The 22,539-nt window shown below is 55.1% G+C and carries 19 protein-coding genes and 1 pseudogene; 11 read left to right on the forward strand and 9 right to left on the reverse strand.

All coding sequences use genetic code 11. The features are described from left to right. Nucleotides 1–6 precede the first annotated feature (6 nt). Genes gsiB through gsiD form a run of 3 tightly spaced genes read left to right on the forward strand, consistent with a single transcriptional unit; the run spans nucleotide 7 to nucleotide 3,434 of the window. On the forward strand, nucleotides 7–1,545 hold the full coding sequence (gsiB, locus tag ACSOSI_RS08015) for a glutathione ABC transporter substrate-binding protein GsiB (protein WP_115182896.1): 1,539 nt from the start codon (nucleotides 7–9) through the stop codon (nucleotides 1,543–1,545). A 50-nt stretch (nucleotides 1,546–1,595) separates the two neighbouring features. Beyond that, a complete protein-coding gene (gsiC, locus tag ACSOSI_RS08020) occupies nucleotides 1,596–2,516 on the forward strand; it encodes a glutathione ABC transporter permease GsiC (RefSeq protein WP_017892158.1) in 921 nt (306 codons plus the stop codon). Nucleotides 2,517–2,525: 9 nt separating this feature from the next. Then, the gene (gene gsiD, locus ACSOSI_RS08025) at nucleotides 2,526–3,434 is read left to right on the forward strand and encodes a glutathione ABC transporter permease GsiD (RefSeq protein ID WP_476706841.1); all 909 of its coding nucleotides are present in this window, start codon (nucleotides 2,526–2,528) and stop codon (nucleotides 3,432–3,434) included. Between the two features lie 474 nt (nucleotides 3,435–3,908). Here gsiD and fghA read toward each other — a convergent pair whose 3' ends face one another. The 3 genes from fghA to ptrR are packed head-to-tail and all read right to left on the reverse strand — an operon-like array spanning nucleotide 3,909 to nucleotide 6,837. Further along, a complete protein-coding gene (gene fghA, locus ACSOSI_RS08030; RefSeq protein ID WP_017892161.1) occupies nucleotides 3,909–4,751 on the reverse strand; it encodes an S-formylglutathione hydrolase in 843 nt (280 codons plus the stop codon). A gap of 14 nt (nucleotides 4,752–4,765) precedes the next feature. Continuing rightward, complete coding sequence (locus tag ACSOSI_RS08035; RefSeq protein ID WP_012005990.1) at nucleotides 4,766–5,893, reverse strand: S-(hydroxymethyl)glutathione dehydrogenase/class III alcohol dehydrogenase; 1,128 nt, start codon at nucleotides 5,891–5,893, stop codon at nucleotides 4,766–4,768. Between the two features lie 26 nt (nucleotides 5,894–5,919). Beyond that, entirely contained in the window at nucleotides 5,920–6,837 is a 918-nt protein-coding gene (gene ptrR, locus ACSOSI_RS08040) for a putrescine utilization regulator PtrR (RefSeq protein WP_261278591.1), read from the reverse strand. A gap of 106 nt (nucleotides 6,838–6,943) precedes the next feature. Between ptrR and ACSOSI_RS08045 the strand changes: the two genes are divergently transcribed. The 7 genes from ACSOSI_RS08045 (at nucleotide 6,944) to mglC (ending at nucleotide 15,378) form a co-directional block, all read left to right on the forward strand. After that, entirely contained in the window at nucleotides 6,944–8,101 is a 1,158-nt protein-coding gene (locus ACSOSI_RS08045) for a YbfB/YjiJ family MFS transporter (protein WP_012005992.1), read from the forward strand. A gap of 247 nt (nucleotides 8,102–8,348) precedes the next feature. Beyond that, the gene (folE, locus tag ACSOSI_RS08050; RefSeq protein WP_012005993.1) at nucleotides 8,349–9,014 is read left to right on the forward strand and encodes a GTP cyclohydrolase I FolE; all 666 of its coding nucleotides are present in this window, start codon (nucleotides 8,349–8,351) and stop codon (nucleotides 9,012–9,014) included. Between the two features lie 70 nt (nucleotides 9,015–9,084). Beyond that, nucleotides 9,085–10,266: a DUF418 domain-containing protein YeiB gene (gene yeiB / locus ACSOSI_RS08055; RefSeq protein WP_115182891.1), complete on the forward strand. Its 1,182-nt coding sequence runs from the start codon at nucleotides 9,085–9,087 to the stop codon at nucleotides 10,264–10,266. Nucleotides 10,267–10,395: 129 nt separating this feature from the next. After that, complete coding sequence (gene galS / locus ACSOSI_RS08060) at nucleotides 10,396–11,433, forward strand: HTH-type transcriptional regulator GalS (RefSeq protein WP_017892165.1); 1,038 nt, start codon at nucleotides 10,396–10,398, stop codon at nucleotides 11,431–11,433. A 256-nt stretch (nucleotides 11,434–11,689) separates the two neighbouring features. Beyond that, the gene (gene mglB / locus ACSOSI_RS08065) at nucleotides 11,690–12,682 is read left to right on the forward strand and encodes a galactose/glucose ABC transporter substrate-binding protein MglB (protein ID WP_012005996.1); all 993 of its coding nucleotides are present in this window, start codon (nucleotides 11,690–11,692) and stop codon (nucleotides 12,680–12,682) included. Between the two features lie 165 nt (nucleotides 12,683–12,847). Then, nucleotides 12,848–14,356 carry a galactose/methyl galactoside ABC transporter ATP-binding protein MglA gene (mglA, locus tag ACSOSI_RS08070; protein WP_012005997.1) on the forward strand — a complete coding sequence of 503 codons (1,509 nt, stop codon included), beginning with the start codon at nucleotides 12,848–12,850 and terminating at the stop codon, nucleotides 14,354–14,356. An 11-nt stretch (nucleotides 14,357–14,367) separates the two neighbouring features. Beyond that, nucleotides 14,368–15,378, forward strand: coding sequence for a galactose/methyl galactoside ABC transporter permease MglC (mglC, locus tag ACSOSI_RS08075; RefSeq protein ID WP_012005998.1), 1,011 nt, complete (start codon nucleotides 14,368–14,370; stop codon nucleotides 15,376–15,378). A 245-nt stretch (nucleotides 15,379–15,623) separates the two neighbouring features. Here the strand turns inward: mglC and sanA are convergent, their stop codons facing one another. The 6 genes from sanA to ACSOSI_RS08105 all read right to left on the reverse strand — a co-directional run bounded on the left by sanA (nucleotide 15,624) and on the right by ACSOSI_RS08105 (nucleotide 21,935). Beyond that, entirely contained in the window at nucleotides 15,624–16,367 is a 744-nt protein-coding gene (sanA, locus tag ACSOSI_RS08080) for an outer membrane permeability protein SanA (RefSeq protein WP_017892166.1), read from the reverse strand. 167 nt (nucleotides 16,368–16,534) lie between these two features. Continuing rightward, complete coding sequence (locus ACSOSI_RS08085; RefSeq protein ID WP_476706842.1) at nucleotides 16,535–18,232, reverse strand: NAD-dependent malic enzyme; 1,698 nt, start codon at nucleotides 18,230–18,232, stop codon at nucleotides 16,535–16,537. A gap of 221 nt (nucleotides 18,233–18,453) precedes the next feature. After that, nucleotides 18,454–19,338: a cytidine deaminase gene (gene cdd / locus ACSOSI_RS08090; protein ID WP_476706843.1), complete on the reverse strand. Its 885-nt coding sequence runs from the start codon at nucleotides 19,336–19,338 to the stop codon at nucleotides 18,454–18,456. Nucleotides 19,339–19,475: 137 nt separating this feature from the next. Beyond that, nucleotides 19,476–20,171 (reverse strand): CidB/LrgB family autolysis modulator, encoded by a 696-nt coding sequence (locus ACSOSI_RS08095; RefSeq protein ID WP_012006002.1) that lies wholly within the window; start codon nucleotides 20,169–20,171, stop codon nucleotides 19,476–19,478. Then, complete coding sequence (locus ACSOSI_RS08100) at nucleotides 20,168–20,575, reverse strand: CidA/LrgA family protein (RefSeq protein ID WP_012006003.1); 408 nt, start codon at nucleotides 20,573–20,575, stop codon at nucleotides 20,168–20,170. The genes ACSOSI_RS08095 and ACSOSI_RS08100 overlap by 4 nt, the downstream gene beginning before the upstream one ends. 136 nt (nucleotides 20,576–20,711) lie before the next feature. Beyond that, nucleotides 20,712–21,935, reverse strand: a complete 1,224-nt coding sequence (locus ACSOSI_RS08105; RefSeq protein ID WP_476706844.1) for an MFS transporter — start codon at nucleotides 21,933–21,935, stop codon at nucleotides 20,712–20,714. A gap of 244 nt (nucleotides 21,936–22,179) precedes the next feature. Between ACSOSI_RS08105 and ACSOSI_RS08110 the strand changes: the two are divergent. Then, nucleotides 22,180–22,512, forward strand: a pseudogene (locus tag ACSOSI_RS08110) (endonuclease domain-containing protein); the annotation flags it as partial. Nucleotides 22,513–22,539: the final 27 nt, after the last annotated feature.

The following is a 22,539-nucleotide window of genomic DNA, read 5'->3' on the forward strand; positions in this document are numbered from 1 at the left end:
AGCACCATGAAGCACACATTCAAACGTAAGGCATTGGCGGCCGTCGTGCTGTTGGCGGCAGTGGGCGCAGGCCCGGCCTGGGCGGCGAAAGATGCGGTGATCGCCGTCGCATCCAACTTCACCACGCTTGACCCCTATGATGCCAACGACACGCTGTCGCAGGCCGTGGCCAAATCTTTCTATCAGGGCCTGTTCGGTTTCGACAAGGACATGAAGCTGGTGAACGTGCTGGCAGACAGCTATGAGGTGAGTCCGGATGGTCTGACTTACACCGTCAAACTGCATCCGGGGGTGAAATTCCATGACGGTACCGAGTTTAACGCCGAAGCGGTGAAGGTGAACCTGGATCGCGCCAGCAACCCGGACAACCACCTCAAACGTTACAACCTGTTCAAAATGATCGATAAAACCGAGGTGGTGGATGCTACTACGGTGAAAATCGTGCTGAAAGCGCCATTCTCGGCGTTTATCAACAACCTGGCGCACCCGGCGGCGGCGATCATTTCCCCGGCGGCGCTAAAGCAGTATGGCAAAGAGATTGGTTTCCACCCGGTGGGCACCGGCCCTTATCAGTTTGTGACCTGGAACCAGACCGATTTCGTTAAGGTGAAGAAGTTTGACGGCTATTGGAAGCCGGGGTTACCGAAGCTCGACAGCATCACCTGGCGCCCGATCGTCGATAACAATACCCGTGCGGCGATGCTGCAGACCGGCGAGGCCACTTTTGCCTTCCCGATCCCTTATGAGCAGGCCAAGGTGCTGGAAGGTAATGCCAAGCTTGATCTGGTGGCTGCGCCGTCGATTTTGCAACGCTATATCAGCCTGAATGTCACCCAGAAGCCGTTTGATAACCTGAAAGTACGCCAGGCGCTGAACTACGCCATCAACAAAGATGCGCTGATCAAGGTAGCGTTCGCCGGCTACGCAGTACCGGCAGAAGGCCCGGTGCCGCCGGCGATTGACTTCGCCACGCGTTATAAGCCCTGGCCATACGATCCGGCCAAAGCGCGCGAACTGCTGAAAGAGGCCGGTTATCCGAACGGTTTCACTACCACTTTATGGTCGTCCCATAACCACAGTACCGCGCAGAAAGTGCTGCAGTTTGCCCAACAGCAGTTGGCGCAGGTTGGGGTGAAAGTAACACTGACCGCGATGGATGCCGGTCAGCGTGCGGCACAGGTGGAAAGCGTTGGGGTGAAAGACACCGGTGTGCGCATGTTCTATACCGGCTGGTCCGCGTCGACCGGTGAGGCGGACTGGGCGCTGTCACCGCTGTTCTCTACTCAGGCGGCACCTCCCAAGCAGTTCAACACCGCGTTCTACAGTAACCCGCAGGTGGACAAGGATCTGACCGGCGCGCTGGCGACCACCGATCGCGCCGAAAAGCAGAAGTTGTACAAGGACGCGCAGGATCGTATCTGGGCTGACGCGCCATGGATCTTCCTGGCAACCGAACGCCTGCTGTCGGCCAATAACAAGCAGCTGAGCGGTTTCTATGTGATGCCGGATACCTCGTTCAACTTTGATAACGCTGACCTTAAATAAGGCGCCAATCCCCGCTCTCACTGAGGGCGGGGTGAGGGGATTCACCCGAGATGCTTAATTATTTTCTGAAACGGCTGCTGGGCCTGATCCCGACGCTGCTGATTGTCGCGGTGCTGGTGTTTTTGTTTGTCCATCTGCTGCCCGGCGATCCGGCACGGTTGGCGGCGGGGCCGGAGGCCGACGAGGCGGTGGTGCAACTGGTGCGTAAGGATCTGGGGCTCGACAAGCCGCTACCGCAGCAGTTCGTGCATTTTTTTGTCAATGCTCTGCAGGGGGATTTTGGCACATCGATGGTTTCCAAACGGCCGGTAAGCGAAGAGATTAGCTCGCGCTTTCTGCCGACCCTGTGGCTGACGCTGACCAGCATGCTGTGGGCGACGCTCTTCGGCATGGGCATCGGCATGTTGTCTGCCGTTTGGCGCAACCGCTGGCCGGACCGCATTGGTATGGCGCTGGCGGTCTCCGGCATTTCATTCCCCGCTTTTGCGCTGGGTATGCTGCTGATGCAGGTGTTCTCGGTCAATCTGGGCTGGTTACCGACGGTGGGCGCCGACAGCTGGCGGCATTATATTTTGCCCTCCATCACGCTGGGGGCGGCGGTTGCAGCGGTGATGGCGCGTTTTACCCGTGCCTCGTTCGTTGAGGTGCTGCAGGAAGACTATATGCGCACCGCGCGAGCCAAGGGCGTGCCGGAAACCCTGGTGGTGGTGAAGCATGGCCTGCGCAATGCGATGATCCCGGTGGTCACCATGATGGGGCTACAGTTCGGCTTTTTGCTCGGCGGCTCGATCGTGGTGGAAAAGGTCTTCAACTGGCCAGGGCTGGGCAGGCTGCTGGTCGACTCGGTGGAGATGCGCGACTATCCGGTGATCCAGGCCGAGGTTTTGCTGTTCTCGCTGGAGTTTATTCTGATTAACCTGTTGGTGGACCTGCTGTATGCGGCAATTAACCCGGCGATACGCTACAAATGAGGACGCGGGATGATTAAGCATTGGCGACGCAACGCCGCAATGAAGGCGATGCCGACGATTAACCCTAACGCGGTGCGCACACCGTGGCATGAGTTCTGGCGGCGGTTCCGCCAACAACGGGTGGCGCTGGCCGCCGGGCTGTTGGTGCTGTTGCTGGTGGTTGCTGCGTTATTGGCACCTTACCTGGTGCCGTTTGATGCGGAAAACTACTTTGATTATGACCGCCTGAACGAAGGCCCTTCGCTGGTGCACTGGTTGGGGGTAGATTCCCTTGGGCGAGATATTTTCAGCCGCATTCTGATGGGCGCTCGTATTTCGCTGGCCGCCGGGGTGTTCTCGGTGCTGGTCGGCGGGCTGATCGGCACGCTGCTGGGCCTGTTGGCCGGTTATTATGAGGGCTGGTGGGACCGTATCACCATGCGTATCTGTGACGTGCTGTTTGCCTTTCCCGGTATTTTATTGGCAATTGGCGTGGTAGCGATTATGGGCAGCGGTATGTCCAACGTGATCGTTGCGGTGGCGATTTTCAGCATTCCGGCGTTTGCCCGGCTGGTGCGCGGCAATACGCTGGTATTGAAGCACCTGACCTATATCGAGTCGGCGCGCAGCATCGGGGCTTCCGACTGGACCATCATCCTGCGACATATACTGCCGGGGACGATTTCGTCGATTGTGGTGTATTTTACCATGCGTATCGGCACCTCGATCATTACCGCCGCCAGCCTGTCATTCCTCGGTTTGGGTGCACAGCCACCAACGCCGGAGTGGGGTGCGATGCTCAATGAGGCTCGGGCGGACATGGTGATGGCACCGCACGTGGCGATTTTCCCCAGTCTGGCAATATTCATCACCGTACTGGCGTTCAACCTGCTGGGTGACGGGCTGCGCGACGCGCTGGATCCGAAATTAAAAGGGTAGAATAAGGTAAAATTAATAGCAGTTAATATGCGGAGTGTTAATCGTTTAATTAACTGTGACAGTTTAACGTATTCGGTAAATCAACCGAATACGTTAAAATAATTATTGCTCTAGTCATATCACTATAATTAATGGTTATTTTTATTTTATTTTCAATGGGGTGATGCTACCTTATTTTTCTTAGTGTTATTATGATTTTTTACATGGATGTGAAAATGAAAGACTGCATTTTTATAGCCCTTTGGATATTTATTTCATTCTCTTTAATCGAGTATTCATCACTGCTAATTATGAAACCATGTAATAGTTATGTGGATGTTGCAATCGCGGTGATTACAGTGATCGGCACCAAAGCCTTATTAACTTGGTTTGAAGATGTTTATTATTGGTTCACTGGGCGAGAGCGTTAACTGAGTGTGTTATCAGGAAGAATAACCGCTTGCGATACTGACTATCGCAAGCGGTTAGGGCCGATCAGCGGAACAGATGTTCGGCGTGGAAGCGCAGGTGGTCTTCGATAAAGCTGGCGATGGTGAAGTAGCTGTGGTCGTAACCTGGCTGGATGCGCAGGGTTAGCGGCCAGTCGCGCTGGCGCGCCAGTTCGGCTAGCTTCGCCGGTTGCAGTTGATCCGCCAGGAACTGATCGTCATCACCCTGATCCACCAGCACCGGCATTTTTTCCGCGCCGTTGGCCAGCAGGTGGCAACTGTCATACTGCAGCCACTGGCTTTCATCATTGCCCAAATAGGCGGCAAAGGCTTTACGTCCCCATGGAACCTGACAGGGGTTAACGATGGGCGCAAAGGCCGACACTGAACGGAAACGCTGCGGATTGCGAAACGCCATTACCAGTGCGCCGTGGCCGCCCATTGAGTGACCGAAGATCGACTGGCGATCGCTGACGCTGAAATGCTGATTAATCAGCGCCGGCAGCTCGTCGCTGATGTAATCATACATGCGAAAGTGCTTGTCCCACGGCGCCTGGGTGGCGTTCAAATAAAAACCGGCACCCTGGCCCAAATCGTAGCCTTCATCATTGGGCACATCGTCGCCACGCGGGCTGGTATCGGCCATCACCAGCACCAACCCCAGCTCGGCGGCGATACGCTGCGCGCCGGCCTTCAGCGTGAAGTTTTCATCATTGCAGGTCAGCCCCGACAGCCAGTACAGTACTGGCGGCGGGTTATCATCGCGCGGGGGCGGCAGATAGATGCTGAAAGTCATGTTGCAATTCAGGCTCTGCGCCGCATGGCGATAACGCTGTTGCCAGCCGCCGAACATACGGTGCTCTTCGAGAAGTTCTAATGACAAGGTCATCTCTGCCTCCTGGCTTATTTTTTGTCGAAGTGAATAACGGAACGGATGGATTTGCCTTCGTGCATCAAATCGAACGCTTCGTTAATCTGCTCCAGCCCCATGGTGTGGGTAATAAAGTCATTTAGCGCGAACTCGCCGTCCATATAACGCTGGACGATGCCCGGCAGTTGCGAACGGCCCTTCACGCCACCAAAGGCGGAACCGCGCCATACGCGGCCGGTCACCAGTTGGAACGGACGGGTAGAAATTTCCTGACCGGCACCGGCAACGCCGATAATCACCGATTCGCCCCAACCTTTGTGGCAGCATTCCAGCGCCGAGCGCATCACGTTGACGTTGCCGATACACTCGAAGGAGAAATCAACGCCGCCGTCGGTCAGTTCGACGATCACGTCCTGAATAGGTTTATCGTAGTCTTTCGGGTTGATCAGATCGGTGGCGCCCAGCTTGCGCGCCAGGTCGAACTTGCTGGTGTTGATATCGATGCCGATGATACGGCCTGCACCCGCCATCTGTGCGCCGATGATTGCCGACAGACCGATGCCGCCGAGGCCGAAGATGGCCACGGTATCGCCTTTTTGCACTTTGGCGGTGTTGATGACCGCGCCCATGCCGGTGGTGACGCCGCAGCCCAGCAGGCAGACTTCTTCCAGCGGGGCTTCTTTACTGATTTTTGCCAGTGAGATTTCTGGCACTACGGTGTATTCGGAGAAGGTTGAAGTGCCCATGTAGTGGAAGATAGGCTTGCCGTCTTTGAAGAAGCGGGTGGTGCCGTCCGGCATCAGGCCTTTGCCCTGGGTAGCACGGATCGCCTGACACAGGTTGGTTTTGCCGGATTTACAGAATTTGCACTCGCCGCATTCCGGCGTGTACAACGGGATCACGTGATCGCCAACCGCTACGCTGGTTACGCCTTCACCGATGGCTTCTACCACGCCGCCGCCTTCATGGCCGAGGATCGCCGGGAATACGCCTTCAGGATCGGCACCGGACAGGGTGTAGGCGTCGGTATGGCAGACGCCGGTGGCGACGATCCGCACCAGCACTTCGCCTTTTTGCGGCGGCATCAGATCCACTTCTTCGATTTTCAGCGGCTGGTTCGGGCCCCAGGCAACGGCGGCACGGGTTTTGATCATTTCCATCATAGTCTCCAGTGGTCTATTTTTAATCAGGCTATGTCGATAGCATTGGGTAAATCGCAGGCAGTATTTTCAACCGCGGGGGTTTCTGCCTGTTCAATAATTAATTCTTTCAGGGCGCGAACGTTCGGGCCGAAGGCATCACGCCGCCACAGTAACCAGGTGGCGGTTTGGGCGATGTCGTCCGGAAGAGTATGCACTTTTACTCGTTCATGGCCTGGCAGCAGGCTCAGCACCGAATGCGGGATCATCGCCAGCCCGGCGCCGCTGGCGACGCAGGCCAGCATGGCGTGGTAAGACTGGATTTCCATCACCTGGCCCGGCAATACGCCTTCGCGCTTGAACCAGGACTCCAGCCGCAGGCGGTAAGAGCAACTGGCGCGGAAGGCAAACAGCGTTTCGCCCTTGGCATCTTTGGCGCTATGGATCGGCAGGTGATCGAGGCATGAGATCACCACCATATGTTCGGGGAAAGCGATACAGCCATTGAGTTCGTCATACTGTACCGGCCCATCGACCAGTGCCGCCGCCAGCGTACCGGCGCGTACCCGTTCGGTGATCTCGCCGGAGGTACCGGTGGTCAGCGACAGTGACACCTGTGAGAAACGTTGGTGATAGGCTGCCAGTAACGTTGGCAAGCGGGTGGCGGCGGTGCTTTCCATCGAACCCATGGCGAAGTTACCTGCCGGCTCACCGGCATGGGTGATGCTCATCGCTTCTTCACTCAGGGCCAGAATGCGGTTGGCGTAGCAGAGAAAGTTATGGCCCATCGGCGAAAGGCGCAGGCGCTGTTTTTCGCGGATGAACAGATCGGTGCCCAGTTCCTGTTCGAGCTGACGCAGGCGGGTGGTCAGATTCGAAGGTACGCGGTGCAACTGCTCGGCGGCACGGGCAACGGAGCCGGTTTCGGCGACGCTGCAGAACATGCGGAGCTGGGTGAGATCCATTATCTTCTCTTTTCGTGATGAACTTGATGAGTATTATTCAGTTTTTGTGAGTGTAATACTGCGGCATGATACTGGCAACTTTCTTTTAACAGTCTGGATACTCTACATGGCCTTAAGAATTGCCCTGAGTGGTTTTATTGCATTGATCGTAGCCATGGGAATTGGTCGTTTCGCCTTTACCCCACAGGTACCGCTGATGATTGCCGAGCACCAGTTTACCTTGACCGGGGCCGGGCTGGTGGCGGCCATTAACTACCTGGGTTATCTGTGTGGTGCCTATGACGCAATGCGCGCCAGCCGGCATGTTGAACGTCGGCTGTGGCTGGGCGTGTGGGGGGCGGTAATCTTGACCTTGCTTTCGGCCTGGGTGCAGGGCGAATGGTGGCACGGTGCCGTGCGTTTCCTGATTGGTTGGGCCAGCGGCTGGGCGATGGTGCTGGTGGCGGCCTGGACCAACGAACGGCTGGCTCACTATGGCCGGCCGGCGCTCAGTGCGGCGGTCTTCGCCGGGCCGGGGGCCGGGATTTTTATCAGCGGCATGCTGGCGGTAGGCATTCACAGCCTGGCGCTGACGGCGTCTCAGGCCTGGCTGGTGTATGGCGTGTTGGCACTGGTATTGATTGGCGCAATCAGCATTAACCTGCCTAAGGCCGGTGAATTGCATCGTCCTGATGTGGCACCGGAGCCTCTGCTGTTAACTCCGGCGCTGAAGCGGCTGGTATTGAGCTACAGCCTGGCGGGTTTTGGCTATATTCTGCCGGCCACCTTTCTGTCGCAAATGGCCGCCGCACGTTTTCCCGGCAGCGTGTTCGCGCAATTTGTCTGGCCTGTCTTCGGCGGTGCGGCGGTGTTGGGGATTGTCATTGGCATCCTGACCCGTCACAAGCTGACCACCCAAACGCGTCTGGCCATGACTCTGTGGGTACAGGCACTGGGGGTCTTGAGTGCGGAAATCGTGCCTGGGGTGGCCGGACTGGCCTTGGGGGCATTGTTGACCGGCGGTGGCTTCCTCAGCGTAGTGCAGCTTTCGATCCAGCACGGCAGGGAACTGGCACCTAATCATGCGCGTTACATGGCGGGGCTGCTGACCACTGGCTATGCGATTGGTCAGTTGGTCGGCCCGACGCTGTCGGCGCTGTCCACTGCCTTGACCCATCGGTTGGAACCGGCGTTATATGTCGCCGTGGTGGCGCTGATCGTTGCCGGCCTGCTGGTGGTGAATACCCCGACGCGCGAGCTGGCACGAAAACCGACGGCACTGTGATTAAATTCCGTACAAAAAACGTGGAATAGCCGCAGCGGGCCTGATTGTGCTAAATGCGAATATTTCACCTGCGGATGAAGCACAATCGCTGGATAATCCCCTCACTCTCATCTAGAGTGGGGTCAAAATCTTGACCGGGTTCACGTTACCAATGACGGAAACCTCTGCCGTCAGGAGAGTATGCAATTCACCAGTCTGCTCGGTAAAGCAGCCGGATTGGCGAGTTCAGGTCCGTTGGAGAGATGAAATGACATCATTAAGTAAAGAAGCTGTTCTGGTTCATGCGGCGCTCGAAGAGCGTGGCCTGGAAACCCCGTTGCGTGGTGAAGTGCTGGATCGCGAGACGCGCAAGCGCCGTATTAAAGAGCACATGACGGAAATCATGCAGCTGCTTAATCTCGATCTATCCGACGATAGCCTGGCGGAAACCCCGCATCGCATTGCCAAGATGTATGTCGATGAAATTTTCTCCGGCCTGGACTACGCGAATTTCCCAAAAATTACCGTCATCGAAAACAAGATGAAGGTAGATGAAATGGTGACGGTGCGCGACATTACCCTGACCAGCACCTGTGAACACCATTTCGTGACAATCGACGGTAAAGCGACCGTGGCCTACATTCCGAAAGATGCGGTGATCGGCCTGTCGAAAATCAACCGTATCGTGCAATTTTTCTCCCAGCGCCCACAGGTGCAGGAGCGTCTGACTCAACAGATCCTGGTGGCATTGCAAACCCTGCTGGGCACCAATAACGTGGCAGTATCGATTGATGCGGTCCATTATTGTGTTAAGGCGCGCGGTATCCGCGACGCGACCAGCGCCACCACCACCACCTCGCTGGGTGGGCTGTTCAAGTCCAGCCAGAACACCCGTCAGGAATTCCTGCGTGCGGTGCGACATCACCAGGGGTGATACGGGGTTAACGAATAAGAACAGGCGCCTGCGGGCGCCTTTTTAATGGCCGGAATACAGCGATAAAATAATGAGCAACCCTTCGACCACACCGCTGCCACGCATCGCCACTCTGGACTGTGTGCGCGGTATCGCCATCCTTGGCATTCTGCTGCTGAATATCAGCGCCTTTGGCCTGCCGAAGGCGGCCTACCTGAATCCTGCCTATCTGGGGCTGCCATCATCGCGTGACGCCTGGACCTGGGCGCTGTTGGATATTTTCGCCCAGGCCAAGTTTCTGGCGATGTTTGCCTTATTGTTTGGTGCCGGCCTGCAGATGCTGCTGCGGCGCGGCAAGGGCTGGATACGTGCGCGGCTGTCGTGGTTGGTGCTGTTTGGTTTGGCGCATGCCATTTTTCTTTGGGACGGCGATATCCTGTTGGCCTATGGCCTTATCGGGCTGGTGTGCTGGCGGATGATCCGCGATGCCAAAGAAACCTATCAGCTATTGAAAACCGGCGTAGTGCTCTACCTGATCGGCGTCGGGGTTCTGCTGTTGCTGGGCTTTATCTCGCACGGTGAGCCGGGCGGTTTCTGGCAGCCTGGCGTGGCGGAACTGCAGTATGAAAAATTCTGGAAGCTGCAGGGCGGTATGGAGGCTTGGCGTAGCCGTACCGATCTGCTCTCGTCCAGCCTGTTGGCGATTGGCGCGCAATATGGCTGGGAGTTGGCGGGGCTGATGCTGTTTGGTGCCGGACTGATGCGCAGCGGTTGGCTGCGTGGCACCTATTCGCCGGGTTACTATCGCCGTCAGGCCGCCTGGCTGATACCGCTTTCATTGCTGATCCAACTGCCGGCGGTGGCGTTGCAATGGCATCTTCACTGGGACTACCGCTGGAGCGGCTTTTTATTGCAGGTACCGCGCGAACTGGGCGCTCCGCTGCAGGCCATGGGCTATCTGGCACTGTGTTACGGTTTCTGGCCGACGCTGTCGCGGCTGCGCATAGGGCATGGGTTGACGCAGGTTGGGCGCATGGCGCTGAGCAATTACCTGCTGCAAACGCTGATCTGTACCACGCTGTTCTATCGCTTTGGCCTGTATCAACAGTTCGATCGCCTGCAACTGCTGGCGTTTGTGCCGCTGGTTTGGTTGGCTAACCTGTTGTTTTCTAACCTGTGGTTGCGTTACTTCGCCCAGGGACCGGTGGAATGGCTATGGCGCAAACTGACCTCTCTGGCCGCCGGTAACACGGAGCCTAAGGGAGTGAATTGAGATCTGGCGCAGGTAGGTTAAAAAAATGTATGTAAACGTTTTCTTTCCTGTGACGGAATTCACGCAGAGGAGGATGACAAACGGGGTAGGATAGCGCCACTGTCAACTACCCCGACCTCAGGATTTTTCATGACCTCTGTTCACCCAACCACCATTCGCGACGTGGCGAAGCGTGCGGGCGTGTCCGTGGCGACCGTCTCTCGCGTGCTGAACCACAGCGCCCTGACCAGTAAAGAGACGCGTGAACAGGTGCTTAAGGCGGTGGCTGAACTGGGTTATCGGCCCAACGCCAATGCACAGGCGCTGGCCACCCAGAGCAGCGATACCCTCGGGGTGGTGGTGATGGACGTTTCCGATCCCTTCTTTGGTGCGCTGGTGAAAGCGGTAGACACCGTAGCGCAGCAACACCACAAATATTTGCTGATCGGCAACAGTTATCATCAGGCAGACAAAGAGCGTCACGCTATCGAAGTGCTGATTCGTCAGCGCTGTAATGCCTTGATTGTGCATGCAAAAGCGCTGTGTGATGCCGAATTGATGACTTTCCTCGACCAGGTGCCGGGCATGGTGTTGATCAACCGTATCATTACCGGCTATGAGCATCGCTGCGTTGGCCTGGACAACGTCAGCGGCGCGGAGATGGCAATGCGTTTGCTGCTGTCGCAGGGGCATCAGCGCATTGGCTATCTGGGCTCCAACCACCCGATAGAAGACGGGCCGCTGCGCCAGCAGGGCTATACGCAGGCGATGGCTGCGGCTGGGTTGGTTACGCCGGACAATTGGCGTGCCTATGGTTCGCCGGATTTGCAGGGTGGGGAAGCGGCAATGGTCGAGTTACTCGGGCGTAACCTGCATTTGAGCGCGGTGTTTGCTTACAACGATGCCATGGCCGCCGGTGCCATGGCGGTGCTGAAAGAAAACGCTATCACAGTACCGCAAAATTTCTCGCTGGTGGGGTTCGATGATATCCCCATTGCACGCTATACCAGCCCCAAGCTCACCACGGTGCGTTATCCCATTGTCACCATGGCGACGCTGGCCACCGAGTTGGCCCTGCTGGGCGCGGCAGGGCGGCTGGAGCCGCAGGACCGCCATTTGTTTATGCCCACTCTGGTACGCCGCCATTCTGTGGCTCCGTGGCAAATTGAGGCAGCGGTCACTCTCTGAACATTTAATCTTGTGTAACCGTTTTCAATCTGTGAGAAAATTCACAGATTATTAACATCACGCCGTCTATGCTCTAGTCGTTTTCCAGCGTAAAGGCACTTGCCGCTGCTGTTCTTTACCTCGCGCTGGCACCACACTTTTCAGGAATAACATGATTCACGGATGACAGGGAAACTGCCAGGCCCGGTTGTGCACTCGCCACCGGTTACCTTTGGCCTAATACCGAGCAAGACCCTACATAAACCGGAGACACACAATGAATAAGAAGGTTTTCACCCTGGCCGCGACGGCCGCAGCCATGATGTTTGGCGCCGCAGCACATGCAGATACCCGTATTGGCGTCACAATTTATAAATATGACGACAACTTTATGTCGGTAGTACGCAAGGCTATCGAGAAAGACGCCAAGGCCTCTCCGGACGTCACCCTGCTGATGAATGACTCGCAGAATGACCAATCCAAACAAAACGATCAGATTGACGTGCTGATCGCCAAGGGCGTTAAAGCACTGGCGATCAACCTGGTTGACCCGGCAGCCGCCCCGGTGGTGATTGATAAGGCGCGCGCAAACGATATCCCTATCGTGTTTTACAACAAAGAGCCTTCCCGTAAAGCGCTGGACAGCTATGACAAAGCTTATTACGTGGGGACCGACTCTAAAGAGTCCGGGGTGATCCAGGGGAAACTGATCGAGAAGCACTGGAAGGCTAACCCGAACTGGGATCTGAACAAAGATGGTCAGATTCAGTATGTGTTGCTCAAAGGTGAGCCAGGCCACCCGGATGCTGAAGCGCGTACCACCTACGTGACTAAAACGCTGAACGACGACGGTATCAAGACGCAGGCATTGCAGATGGACACCGCAATGTGGGACACCGCCCAGGCCAAAGACAAGATGGATGCCTGGCTGTCCGGCCCTAATGCCAACAAAATAGAAGTGGTGATTGCCAACAACGATGCGATGGCAATGGGCGCGGTAGAAGCGCTGAAAGCGCATAACAAGTCCAGCATTCCGGTATTCGGTGTGGATGCGTTGCCTGAAGCCCTGGCGATGGTGAAATCCGGCGCTATGGCAGGGACAGTACTGAACGATGCCGACAATCAGGCTAAAGCCACTTTCGAACTGGCGAAAAACCTGGCTGCGGGCAAACCGGCCGCCGATGGCACCCAATATAAGATTGAAAATAAAGTGGTGCGCATTGCTTACGTTGGCGTAGATAAAGACAACCTGTCTCAGTTTATTAAGTAAGTTCTGAATGACCCCGCCTGAGGTGCGCTGCCCAGCGCCAACACCAGGAAAGCCGCAGGCGGGGAAATTTATTCTTCAAATCACAGCCTATACCTGATGAATTTCAAGTTGCAGCTAGCCATGCTGAGTCTTGAAAGGCGACGGGTAACATAGCCAGGTGTATTTATGGCCGACAGCCCACGCGAATTTCTGCTGGAAATGACCGATATCAGTAAGTCATTTCCCGGCGTCAAGGCATTGGATAATGTGAATCTGCGCGTTCGTCCGCACTCCATTCATGCATTAATGGGGGAGAACGGCGCGGGGAAATCGACATTATTAAAATGCCTGTTCGGCATTTATAAAAAAGATGCCGGCAGTATTATTTTTCAGGGCCAGGAAATTGACTTCAAAAGCTCCAAAGAGGCGCTGGAACACGGCGTTTCAATGGTGCATCAGGAGTTGAACCTGGTGTTGCAGCGTACCGTGATGGATAACATGTGGTTGGGACGCTACCCGACCAAGGGCATGTTTGTCGATCAGGACAAAATGTTGAAGGACACCCAGGCGATATTCGACGAGCTGGATATTGATATCAACCCACGGGATAAAGTGGGCACGTTATCGGTATCGCAGATGCAGATGATCGAAATTGCCAAGGCTTTCTCCTACGACGCCAAGATTGTGATTATGGATGAGCCAACCTCCTCGCTGACGGAAAAAGAGGTGAATCATCTGTTCACCATTATCCGTAAGCTGAAAGAGCGCGGCTGCGGCATCGTCTATATCTCGCACAAAATGGAAGAGATTTTCCAACTGTGCGACGAAATCACCATCCTGCGCGATGGCCAATGGATCGCCACCCAGCCGCTGGAAGGGCTGGATATGGACAAGATCATTTCGATGATGGTGGGGCGATCGCTCAGCCAGCGTTTCCCCGATCGGCAAAATACGCCGGGCGAGGTGATCCTGGAGGTGAAGGGCCTGACCTCAATGCGCCAGCCTTCGATTCGCGATATCTCCTTCGATCTGCATCAGGGTGAGATCCTCGGCATTGCCGGATTGGTGGGGGCCAAGCGTACCGATATTCTGGAGACGCTGTTCGGCATCCGCGAAAAAATTGCGGGCACCATCAAGCTGCACGGCAAGGCCATCAACAACCACAGCGCCAATGAAGCGATTAACCACGGTTTTGCTCTGGTGACGGAAGAGCGCCGTTCCACCGGGATTTACGCTTATCTGGATGTCGGTTTTAACTCGCTGATCTCCAATATCCGTAACTATAAAAACAAAATCGGCCTGCTGGATAATGCCCGAATGAAAAGCGACACCCAATGGGTGATCGATGCAATGCGGGTCAAGACCCCGGGTCATCATACCAACATCGGCTCGCTGTCCGGCGGTAACCAGCAGAAGGTGATCATCGGCCGTTGGCTGCTGACCCAACCGGAAATATTGATGCTGGATGAACCGACGCGCGGTATTGACGTTGGCGCCAAATTCGAAATTTATCAGTTGATGACCGAACTGGCGAAGAAGGGCAAGGGGATCATTATTGTCTCGTCTGAAATGCCGGAGCTTTTGGGAATTACCGACAGAATACTAGTGATGAGTAATGGTCAGGTTGCGGGCATCGTTAACACCAAACAGACCTCGCAAAATGAAATTTTACGTCTCGCATCCCTGCACCTTTAAGGATCAGAATTATGAACGCGCTGAATAAGAAAACTTTGTTCACCTATTTTAAGGAAGGTGGCATTTACGTGGTATTGCTGGTGCTGCTGGCAATTATTATTATCCAGGATCCGACTTTCCTCAGCTTAATGAACCTGAGCAACATTCTGACGCAGTCTTCGGTGCGCATTATTATTGCACTGGGTGTGGCAGGGCTGATTGTTACCCAGGGGACGGACCTGTCCGCCGGGCGTCAGGTTGGGTTGGCGGCGGTGATCGCGGCGACGTTGTTGCAGTCGATGGATAACGTCAACAAGGTGTTTCCGCATATGGAAACCTGGTCGATCCCGCTGGTGATCCTGCTGGTGTGTGCCGTGGGTGCGGTGATTGGTCTGGTGAACGGGTTGATCATCGCCTACCTGAACGTGACGCCGTTTATTACCACCTTGGGTACCATGATTATCGTGTACGGCATTAACTCGCTGTATTACGACTCTGTTGGTGCATCGCCAGTGGCGGGGTTTGATCCCAAGTTCTCCACCTTTGCTCAGGGGTTCCTGCGCTTTGGCGATTTTAAGCTGTCGTACATTACCTTCTACGCCATTATTGCGATTATTTTTGTCTGGATCCTGTGGAATAAAACCCGCTTCGGCAAAAACATCTTCGCCATCGGTGGCAACCCTGAGGCGGCAAAGGTTTCCGGCGTGAACGTGCCGTTGAACCTGATCATGATTTATGCGCTGTCTGGCGTGTTCTATGCGTTTGGTGGCTTGCTGGAAGCGGGCCGTATCGGCAGTGCCACCAACAACCTCGGCTTTATGTATGAGTTGGATGCGATTGCTGCCTGCGTGGTCGGTGGGGTGTCCTTTGCCGGTGGGGTCGGTACGGTATTGGGAGTGGTGACCGGGGTGATCATCTTCACCGTCATCAACTACGGCCTGACCTACATTGGTGTTAACCCTTACTGGCAGTACATCATCAAGGGCGGCATCATTATCTTCGCGGTAGCGCTGGATTCACTGAAGTACGCCAAGAAGAAGTAAAAGTCTCTGCGAAAAAACGGCCAGCAAATGCTGTAATGCCGGTCAGTTAAGCAAAGTTCTGAATAAGAATGTACGACGTTGTTTAAGTGGGCGTCTCCCTCTCCCAAGGGAGAGGGCCGGGGTGAGGGGCTTTTGCGTTGGTTTGTATCCCCTCACCCTAACCCTCTCCCAAAGGAGAGGGAACAATATCACCTTAACTTACAAGCATTACTGCCCTGGCCGCCTTTTGTTTTACTGAGGGGCAATTAAGGCTGTTTGGCCTTTTGCTTTTCCGCTTCCAGCTTGTGTTCCAGCTCGACCAATTGTTCCGGTGATACCGCCGGATACCCCTGGGCGTCCTCCGGGATGGTGTGCATGGCGGAGATCGGGATCAGCGGGCCGAGGAAGCGCGGTTCACGTTTGAGGATGTACAAATCGGTCAGCGCGCCAAGGCGGGCGAAGATCTCGCGCACACGCACTGTCATCATATCTTTTGGTGAAGGTACCGCGTAGCACTGCGCCTGGATCCCCATATGCAGCGCGATAAACAGCGCACGTTCACAGTGGAAGCGTTGGGTGATGATGATAAAGTCGTTGGTGTCGAACACCTTGCGGGTACGTACGATCGAATCCAGGGTGCGGAACCCGGCGTAATCCAGCACGATATCGCTGGGCGCCACGCCGGCGGCGATTAAATCGCGGCGCATGGTCATGGGTTCGTTGTAGCTTTGCTGGGCATTGTCACCGCTCAGTAGCAGGTATTTAACTTTGCCGCTGTTGTAGGCGTTGATCGCCCCCTGAATGCGGTAGCGGTAATATTGGTTGATCACGCCGGTACGGTAATATTTGGCGGTACCCAGTACTACGCCGACCTGGCGATGGGGCAGCCCTTGCAGTTCGTCATAGACGAAAGGTGCCGTTTTCCAGCTGATCCAACGATCGAGCGCGATAGCCGAGAGCATCAGCAATGCAGCGATGACAAACAAGCCGATTATCAGGCGTTTCCACATGTTATTGCCTTACGCGCACCGTGGCCAAAAAAGATGGTTCAAGGCTACTTTACCTGACTACTTGAAGCAAGCTTGTCCCCCTTCTGGCACGCATTGCGCCGCATTTTTAGGCGTTTCGGCCATAAAAAAGTCCGGCGAGCCGGACTTTATCATCTTGCTTGTGCAAATCAGAATGAAGTGCGCTTGTAGCTGCGGTATTGCGGTCGCCAGAAGTTGTGTTCGATGGCTTTCGACAGCGCTTCTTCAGAAGTGACTACCGCCATTCCCTGCAGTTGAGCCGCTTTACCCACTTCCATCGCGATGCATTTTGACACGCCCTGAATATCGTCAATATCCGGTAACAGTGCGCCATGCCCGTCGGTGGCCAGCGGCGAACACTCGGCCAGTGCCCGGCTGGCGGCCATCAGCATCGCGTCCGTTACACGGGTCGCGCCAGAGGCCAACACTCCCAGACCAATCCCCGGGAAGATATAGGAGTTGTTGCATTGGGCAATCGGGATCTGTTGCTCTTTATAGTGTACCGGTGCAAACGGGCTGCCGGTGGCGACCAGCGCAGCGCCTTCGGTCCAGTTGATGATGTCTTCCGGACGGGCTTCCACGCGTGAAGTCGGGTTGGACAGCGGCATTACGATCGGCCGCGGGCAATGCTTGTGCATTTCGCGGATCAGTTCTTCGGTGAATAGACCCGGCTGGCCGGAAACGCCGATCAAAATGGTGGGCTTGGCGTTACGCACTACGTCCAACAGCGAGATGGCATCGCTTTGGGTCTGCCATGCGGTCAGGTTTTCGTTTTTTTGCACCAGCTTGCTTTGGAAATCGAGCAGGTTAGGCAGTTTGTCGGTCAGCAGACCAAAACGGTCAACCATGAACACGCGGGCGCGCGCTTCGTCTTCGCTCAGACCTTCGGATTTCATCTGGGCGATAATTTGCTCGGCAATGCCGCAGCCGGCGGAACCGGCACCCAGGAAGGTCACGGTTTGGTCACGCAATTGGCTGCCCGCAGCGCGGCTGGCGGCAATCAGGCTACCCAGCGTAACCGCTGCGGTACCCTGAATATCGTCGTTAAAGCAGCAGATTTCGTCACGATAGCGGTTCAGCAGCGGAGTCGCGTTGTTCTGAGCGAAATCTTCGAACTGCAACAGCACGTTCGGCCAGCGGCGTTTCACCGCCTGAATAAACTCTTCAACGAAAGCGTGGTATTCATCACCGGAAATGCGCGGATGACGCCAGCCCATATACAGCGGATCGTTCAGGCGCTGTGGGTTGTTGGTACCCACGTCCAGCACTACCGGCAGGGTATAGGCCGGGCTGATACCACCGCAGGCGGTGTACAGCGACAGTTTCCCGATAGGAATGCCCATGCCGCCAATGCCCTGGTCGCCCAGGCCGAGAATACGTTCGCCGTCGGTGACGACAATCACTTTGACGTTTTGTTTGGTGGCGTTTTGCAGCATGTCGTCAATGCGATCGCGGTTCGGGTAGGAAATAAACAACCCGCGCGCCCGGCGGTAAATATCGGAGAAATGCTCGCAGGCTTCACCCACCGTTGGCGTGTAGATGATCGGCATCATTTCGCTCAGGTGGGAGTCCAGCAGGCGGTAGAACAGGGTTTCGTTGGTGTCCTGAATGTTGCGCAGGTAAATGTGCTTATCGCTGTCGTTTTTGAAATCCTGATATTGGCGATAGGCGCGCTCAGCCTGTTCTTCAATGGTTTCCACCGCGTCGGGCAACAAGCCTTGCAGGTTGAAATGGTTGCGCTCTTCTTCGGTGAAGGCACTGCCTTTATTCAGCAGTGGGAATTCCAACAGGATCGGGCCGGCATAAGGGATGTAGAGAGGGCGTTTGCTTTCGTATTCAAGTTCCATGACTTTTGCTCTTCAACGTATCGGATAACTTTATAAGGGTGATCCTAAAAGATCGGCGAAATATGTACAGCAATTGTTATCGGATCATGAGGTAAATTGGCGTAATTATCGACGATCAAATCCTAATTTAACTAAAGAAAGTGTTTTAAGACGTGAATGGCATTGTATTTGGCTGGCGGGGCTGTTAACAGCGGTGCCGGGCGGCACCGCCAGAGTCAGGATCAGAAAGTAATGCGGCTGACATTTTGGCAGCCCAGGGCAGCCAGCGTGGCACGGGTAGCATCCCATTGGGTGAGGATGGCACTTTCTGGCTCAGCCAGCACGGCGCGCTTCACCTTTTGACAGTCGTCGCCGGAAACATTCATCAGAATCAGCGCGGCCTGCAGGGGCGGCAGACTTGGGTTGAAGGCGGCGTTTTCCGCATAACGGCCAGTGTAGATTGTGCCGTCTTCAGCCTCCAGTGCGACGCCGCTGTGGGCGTTGCTGTAGGGCGCGTGGCTCTGATTGGCAGCGTCCAGCGCTGCTTTTTCCAGTTCGTCAGTCAGCGCCAGTTGGAAACCATGATCGACCTGGTCCATCAGCAGCGTGGTGATATCCAGGTCTTTCGGGCCGAAGGAGTCCGGCAGGTAATCGCCAAGCGTTGCCGGTTCACGGCCGGGCAGACGAATTTTAAGGCTGACTCCGCTGTTCAGTTCGTTCATAAACTGACGGCAGTGGCCGCAAGGCGTGTAGTTAACGGTGATGGAGGCCAGGGCGGGTTCACCGCGCAGCCAGGCGTGGGTCACCGCACACTGTTCCGCATGAATGGTTTGTTGCATCGGAGCGCCGCTGAATTCCATATTGGCACCAAAATACAGATTGCCGCTCTGCCCACGGGCAATGGCACCGACATAAAATTGTGAGATTGGCGCTAACGAGCAGGCCGCCGCCAGTGGCAGCAGAGCGAATGCCAGAGCATCATCATCCAGCCCGCAGCGCTGCTTGATCGCGTCCACTTGTTCCGCCTTGAGCATGGCCGGGAAATCAGGCGCATCAATATAAGACTGCAGGGCGGATTGCAAGGTGGCGGGCAGTTCGCCAAAAGCGGTTTGAAAACGCGGGTGCATAGAAACTCTCTCTACAGGTTAACGGGATAACATTCTAGGCAGCCTTGCGTGAATAAAGTGTGATGCAAATCTCTTTATTGATGAAATCAATGCAATGAAAAGCATAATTGCGAGATGTCTCGCAAGTTTTAACCGTTTTAACTGAACATATGTAACAGTACCGGGAACAGGAAGGGGGCCAGCAGCGAGGTAATGATCCCGCAGATCACCAACGCCAAAGAGCCAAATGCCCCTTCCTGATAGTCCATTTCCGCGCAACGAGCCGTGCCCAGTGCATGAGATGCGGTACCCATGGCCAAACCCCTCGCCGAGCGAGTGGTGATTTTCAATAGTTTAAATAATGTATGCCCGAATACTGCGCCGAGAATACCGACGAAGATTACGCAGACGGCGCTGATTGCCGGGATGCCGCCGAGCGATTCCGCCACTGCCATGGCGATAGGGGTCGTAACCGATTTGGGCATGATGGAAGCGGCAATTTCCGGAGTCGCCCCCATCAATAAAGCGATGGCACCGCCGCTGATCATGGCCGTCATACTGCCGATAAAGCAGACGGCGATAATGGATTTCCAACGGGCGCGGATCTGGTGCAGCTGTTCATACAGCGGGTAGGCCAGCGCGACGACGGCGGGCTGCAATAAGTCATTGAGGATTTTGCTGCCCTGAAAATAGCGTTCATATGGGATGCCGGTCAGTAACAGCAGGGGAATGATCACCGCCATTGATACCAGCAGCGGGTTCAGCAGCGGCATGTTCAACCACTGCGCCAGCTTGCGTGCGGCAAAGTAGACTGCCAGCGTTAACGGCAATGACCACCAGATTTCATGGATCATTTTTCACCTTCCGCGGCATCCGGTTTGCCGACGATGCGACGTTCCCGGTGGAAATAATGCGAGGTGTAGCCCACCACTACCAGCACCATCAGGGTGCTGATAATGCAGGAAACCACCAGCGGGCCGAGGTGATCAAGGATCTGGTCATAGTATTTCATTACGCCAACGCCGATGGGCACAAACAATAGCACCATATAGCGGATCAGCAGATGACAGCCGGGTTTAACCCACCTGGCCGGCATAATTTGCGTGGAGAGCAGGGCGAACAGCAGCAGCATGCCGATAATGCTGCCGGGAATGGCGATCGGCAGCAGCGCCGCGATTGCATTGCCAGCGAATAAGCAAAGGTAGATAAGGACAATTGCCCTCAGGTATTTCCAGCACAGAGTGAATAGCTTGGCCATAACTTAATCCCGTTTAACCGATGCATTCATCATACAATTAAACTGTGACCTCCGCCACAAATCACACCATGAATTCTCTCTATGGCTGCCATGCCTGTCAGGCAGGTTGACAGCCGTAGTTAAGCCCGGTGCGCCTTTATTTAGTACTGATGATGCCTGCGCGGTATTGCTGCTTTTGTGCCAGGCGATGGCCGAGGAAAAAGAATAGCAGGCTGAACAATGCGGCAGCAATCAGCATCACAAACATCATTTGCGGTGCGGCATAGCTGAGGATAAAACCGCACAGCACCGGGTTGATGGCACCGCCCAGAGCGCTGAGGTTTTGCACACCGTAGTAACTGCCTTTCAGATGCTGTGGGGCGATAAAGTCGATAAACATATACTCCACCGGGATCACGATAATTTCCCCCAGGGTAAATATCGCCATAGCTATGGCCCACAACCAGAGTGATTGCCCGGCCAGGCTAAAACCGATCAGCCCCAGAATGAAAAACACGGTGCCCAGCGCCAGCCAGCGCAGCATGTTTTCCTGCCGCATACCCCGGCTCAGTAAATACTGCAGCGCGATGACGATGCAGGCATTAACGATCATCACCGCCCCAATGACCTGATAGGCAAACTCGGCGTTGGAAACCAGAATCAGGTATTGCGATAAATAGCCGGTGAACTGGCCAAAAACTACCGCGCCAAGCGTACTGCCGAGAGTAAAGTAAATCAGCCGGTGGTCGTTGCGCAGAATGGTCAGCGTTTGGCGGAAATTGGGCGGCGCAGAGGGCACGGCCTCAGCCGCTGCCGGCGGCGTAGTGCGTTGTCGGTGCAGGCTAAAACTCAATGCCGTCACTGTGCATAAAGCCAATCCGCCGGAAAGGTAGAAGGGTAACAATGGGTTCAGCCCTGCCACCATCACCCCCAGTGATGAGCCCACCGCCCAGCCAACGTTCACCAGCGTGTAGTTGATTGAAAAGGCTTTGATACGTTGTGCAACCGGTAGCCAGTCGGCAAAACAGGCCTTGATGGTGATGCCCAGTACCGAATAGGCGGTATGCAGGATAGCCAATACCACGATGATCCCACCCGGACGCGGGATCCACGGAATAGCGAAAAAACTTAAGGCGAACAGCAAAATGGCCGTCAGGATCAAGGTGTTTTTGTTGAACTTGTCGACCAGGTAACCGCCATACAGACTGGCGAAAATACCGATCATCAGGCTGATGCCCAAAATGATACCGACGCTTTTCGGCAGCAGGTGGAAATGCCCGGTGAGATAGATGGTAATGAACGGTAGCGTGACGCCACGCCCAATGGTCAATACCAGCGAGCTGGCCAGCAATGTGTTGATCAGCGGTGGGAATCCCTTCATGTCAGACCTGTTTATGCATACAGTAATTAAACCCGTATGGATAAGATAGCTTATTTTGGCCCGTAAGAAAGGGGATACTGAAAAAAGAGGCTACGTCGGTAGCCTCCGACACCGTGATTATTTGCCCGTTTTTGCCCGTGGTTTCCCCAACGTTATGGCGAAATTTTTGGAAGCAAGGCGCAAGTTCGACACTGGGTTCAAGGTCAGTGCCTTGCTTGGCGTTATTGTGTAGACGGAGGTCTTTATGAAAAGGAAATCAACGCCCGTATCGCGTCGGTTACGAGCCAATATGAGCAATGCGGAAAAAACGGTATGGCTACGACTAAGGGACCGCCGTTTTTATGGTTTGAAATTCCGTCGTCAGTTTCCGATTGGGCCTTATTTTGTTGATTTTGTTTGTTGGCAACGGAAGCTGGTTATTGAATTGGACGGAGGGCAACATATGGAACAGGTCAGTTATGACACCCGTCGTAGTCATTTCCTGGTGAGCCGCGGATTTACCGTGTTGCGTTTTTGGAATGATGAAGTGTTAAACCATTGGGAGGGAGTGGCTGAGATTATTATGCAGTATTTGACGGTGGATAAAGATCCCCCTCACCCCGGC

Source organism: Serratia sp. AR11 (genome assembly GCF_056376275.1).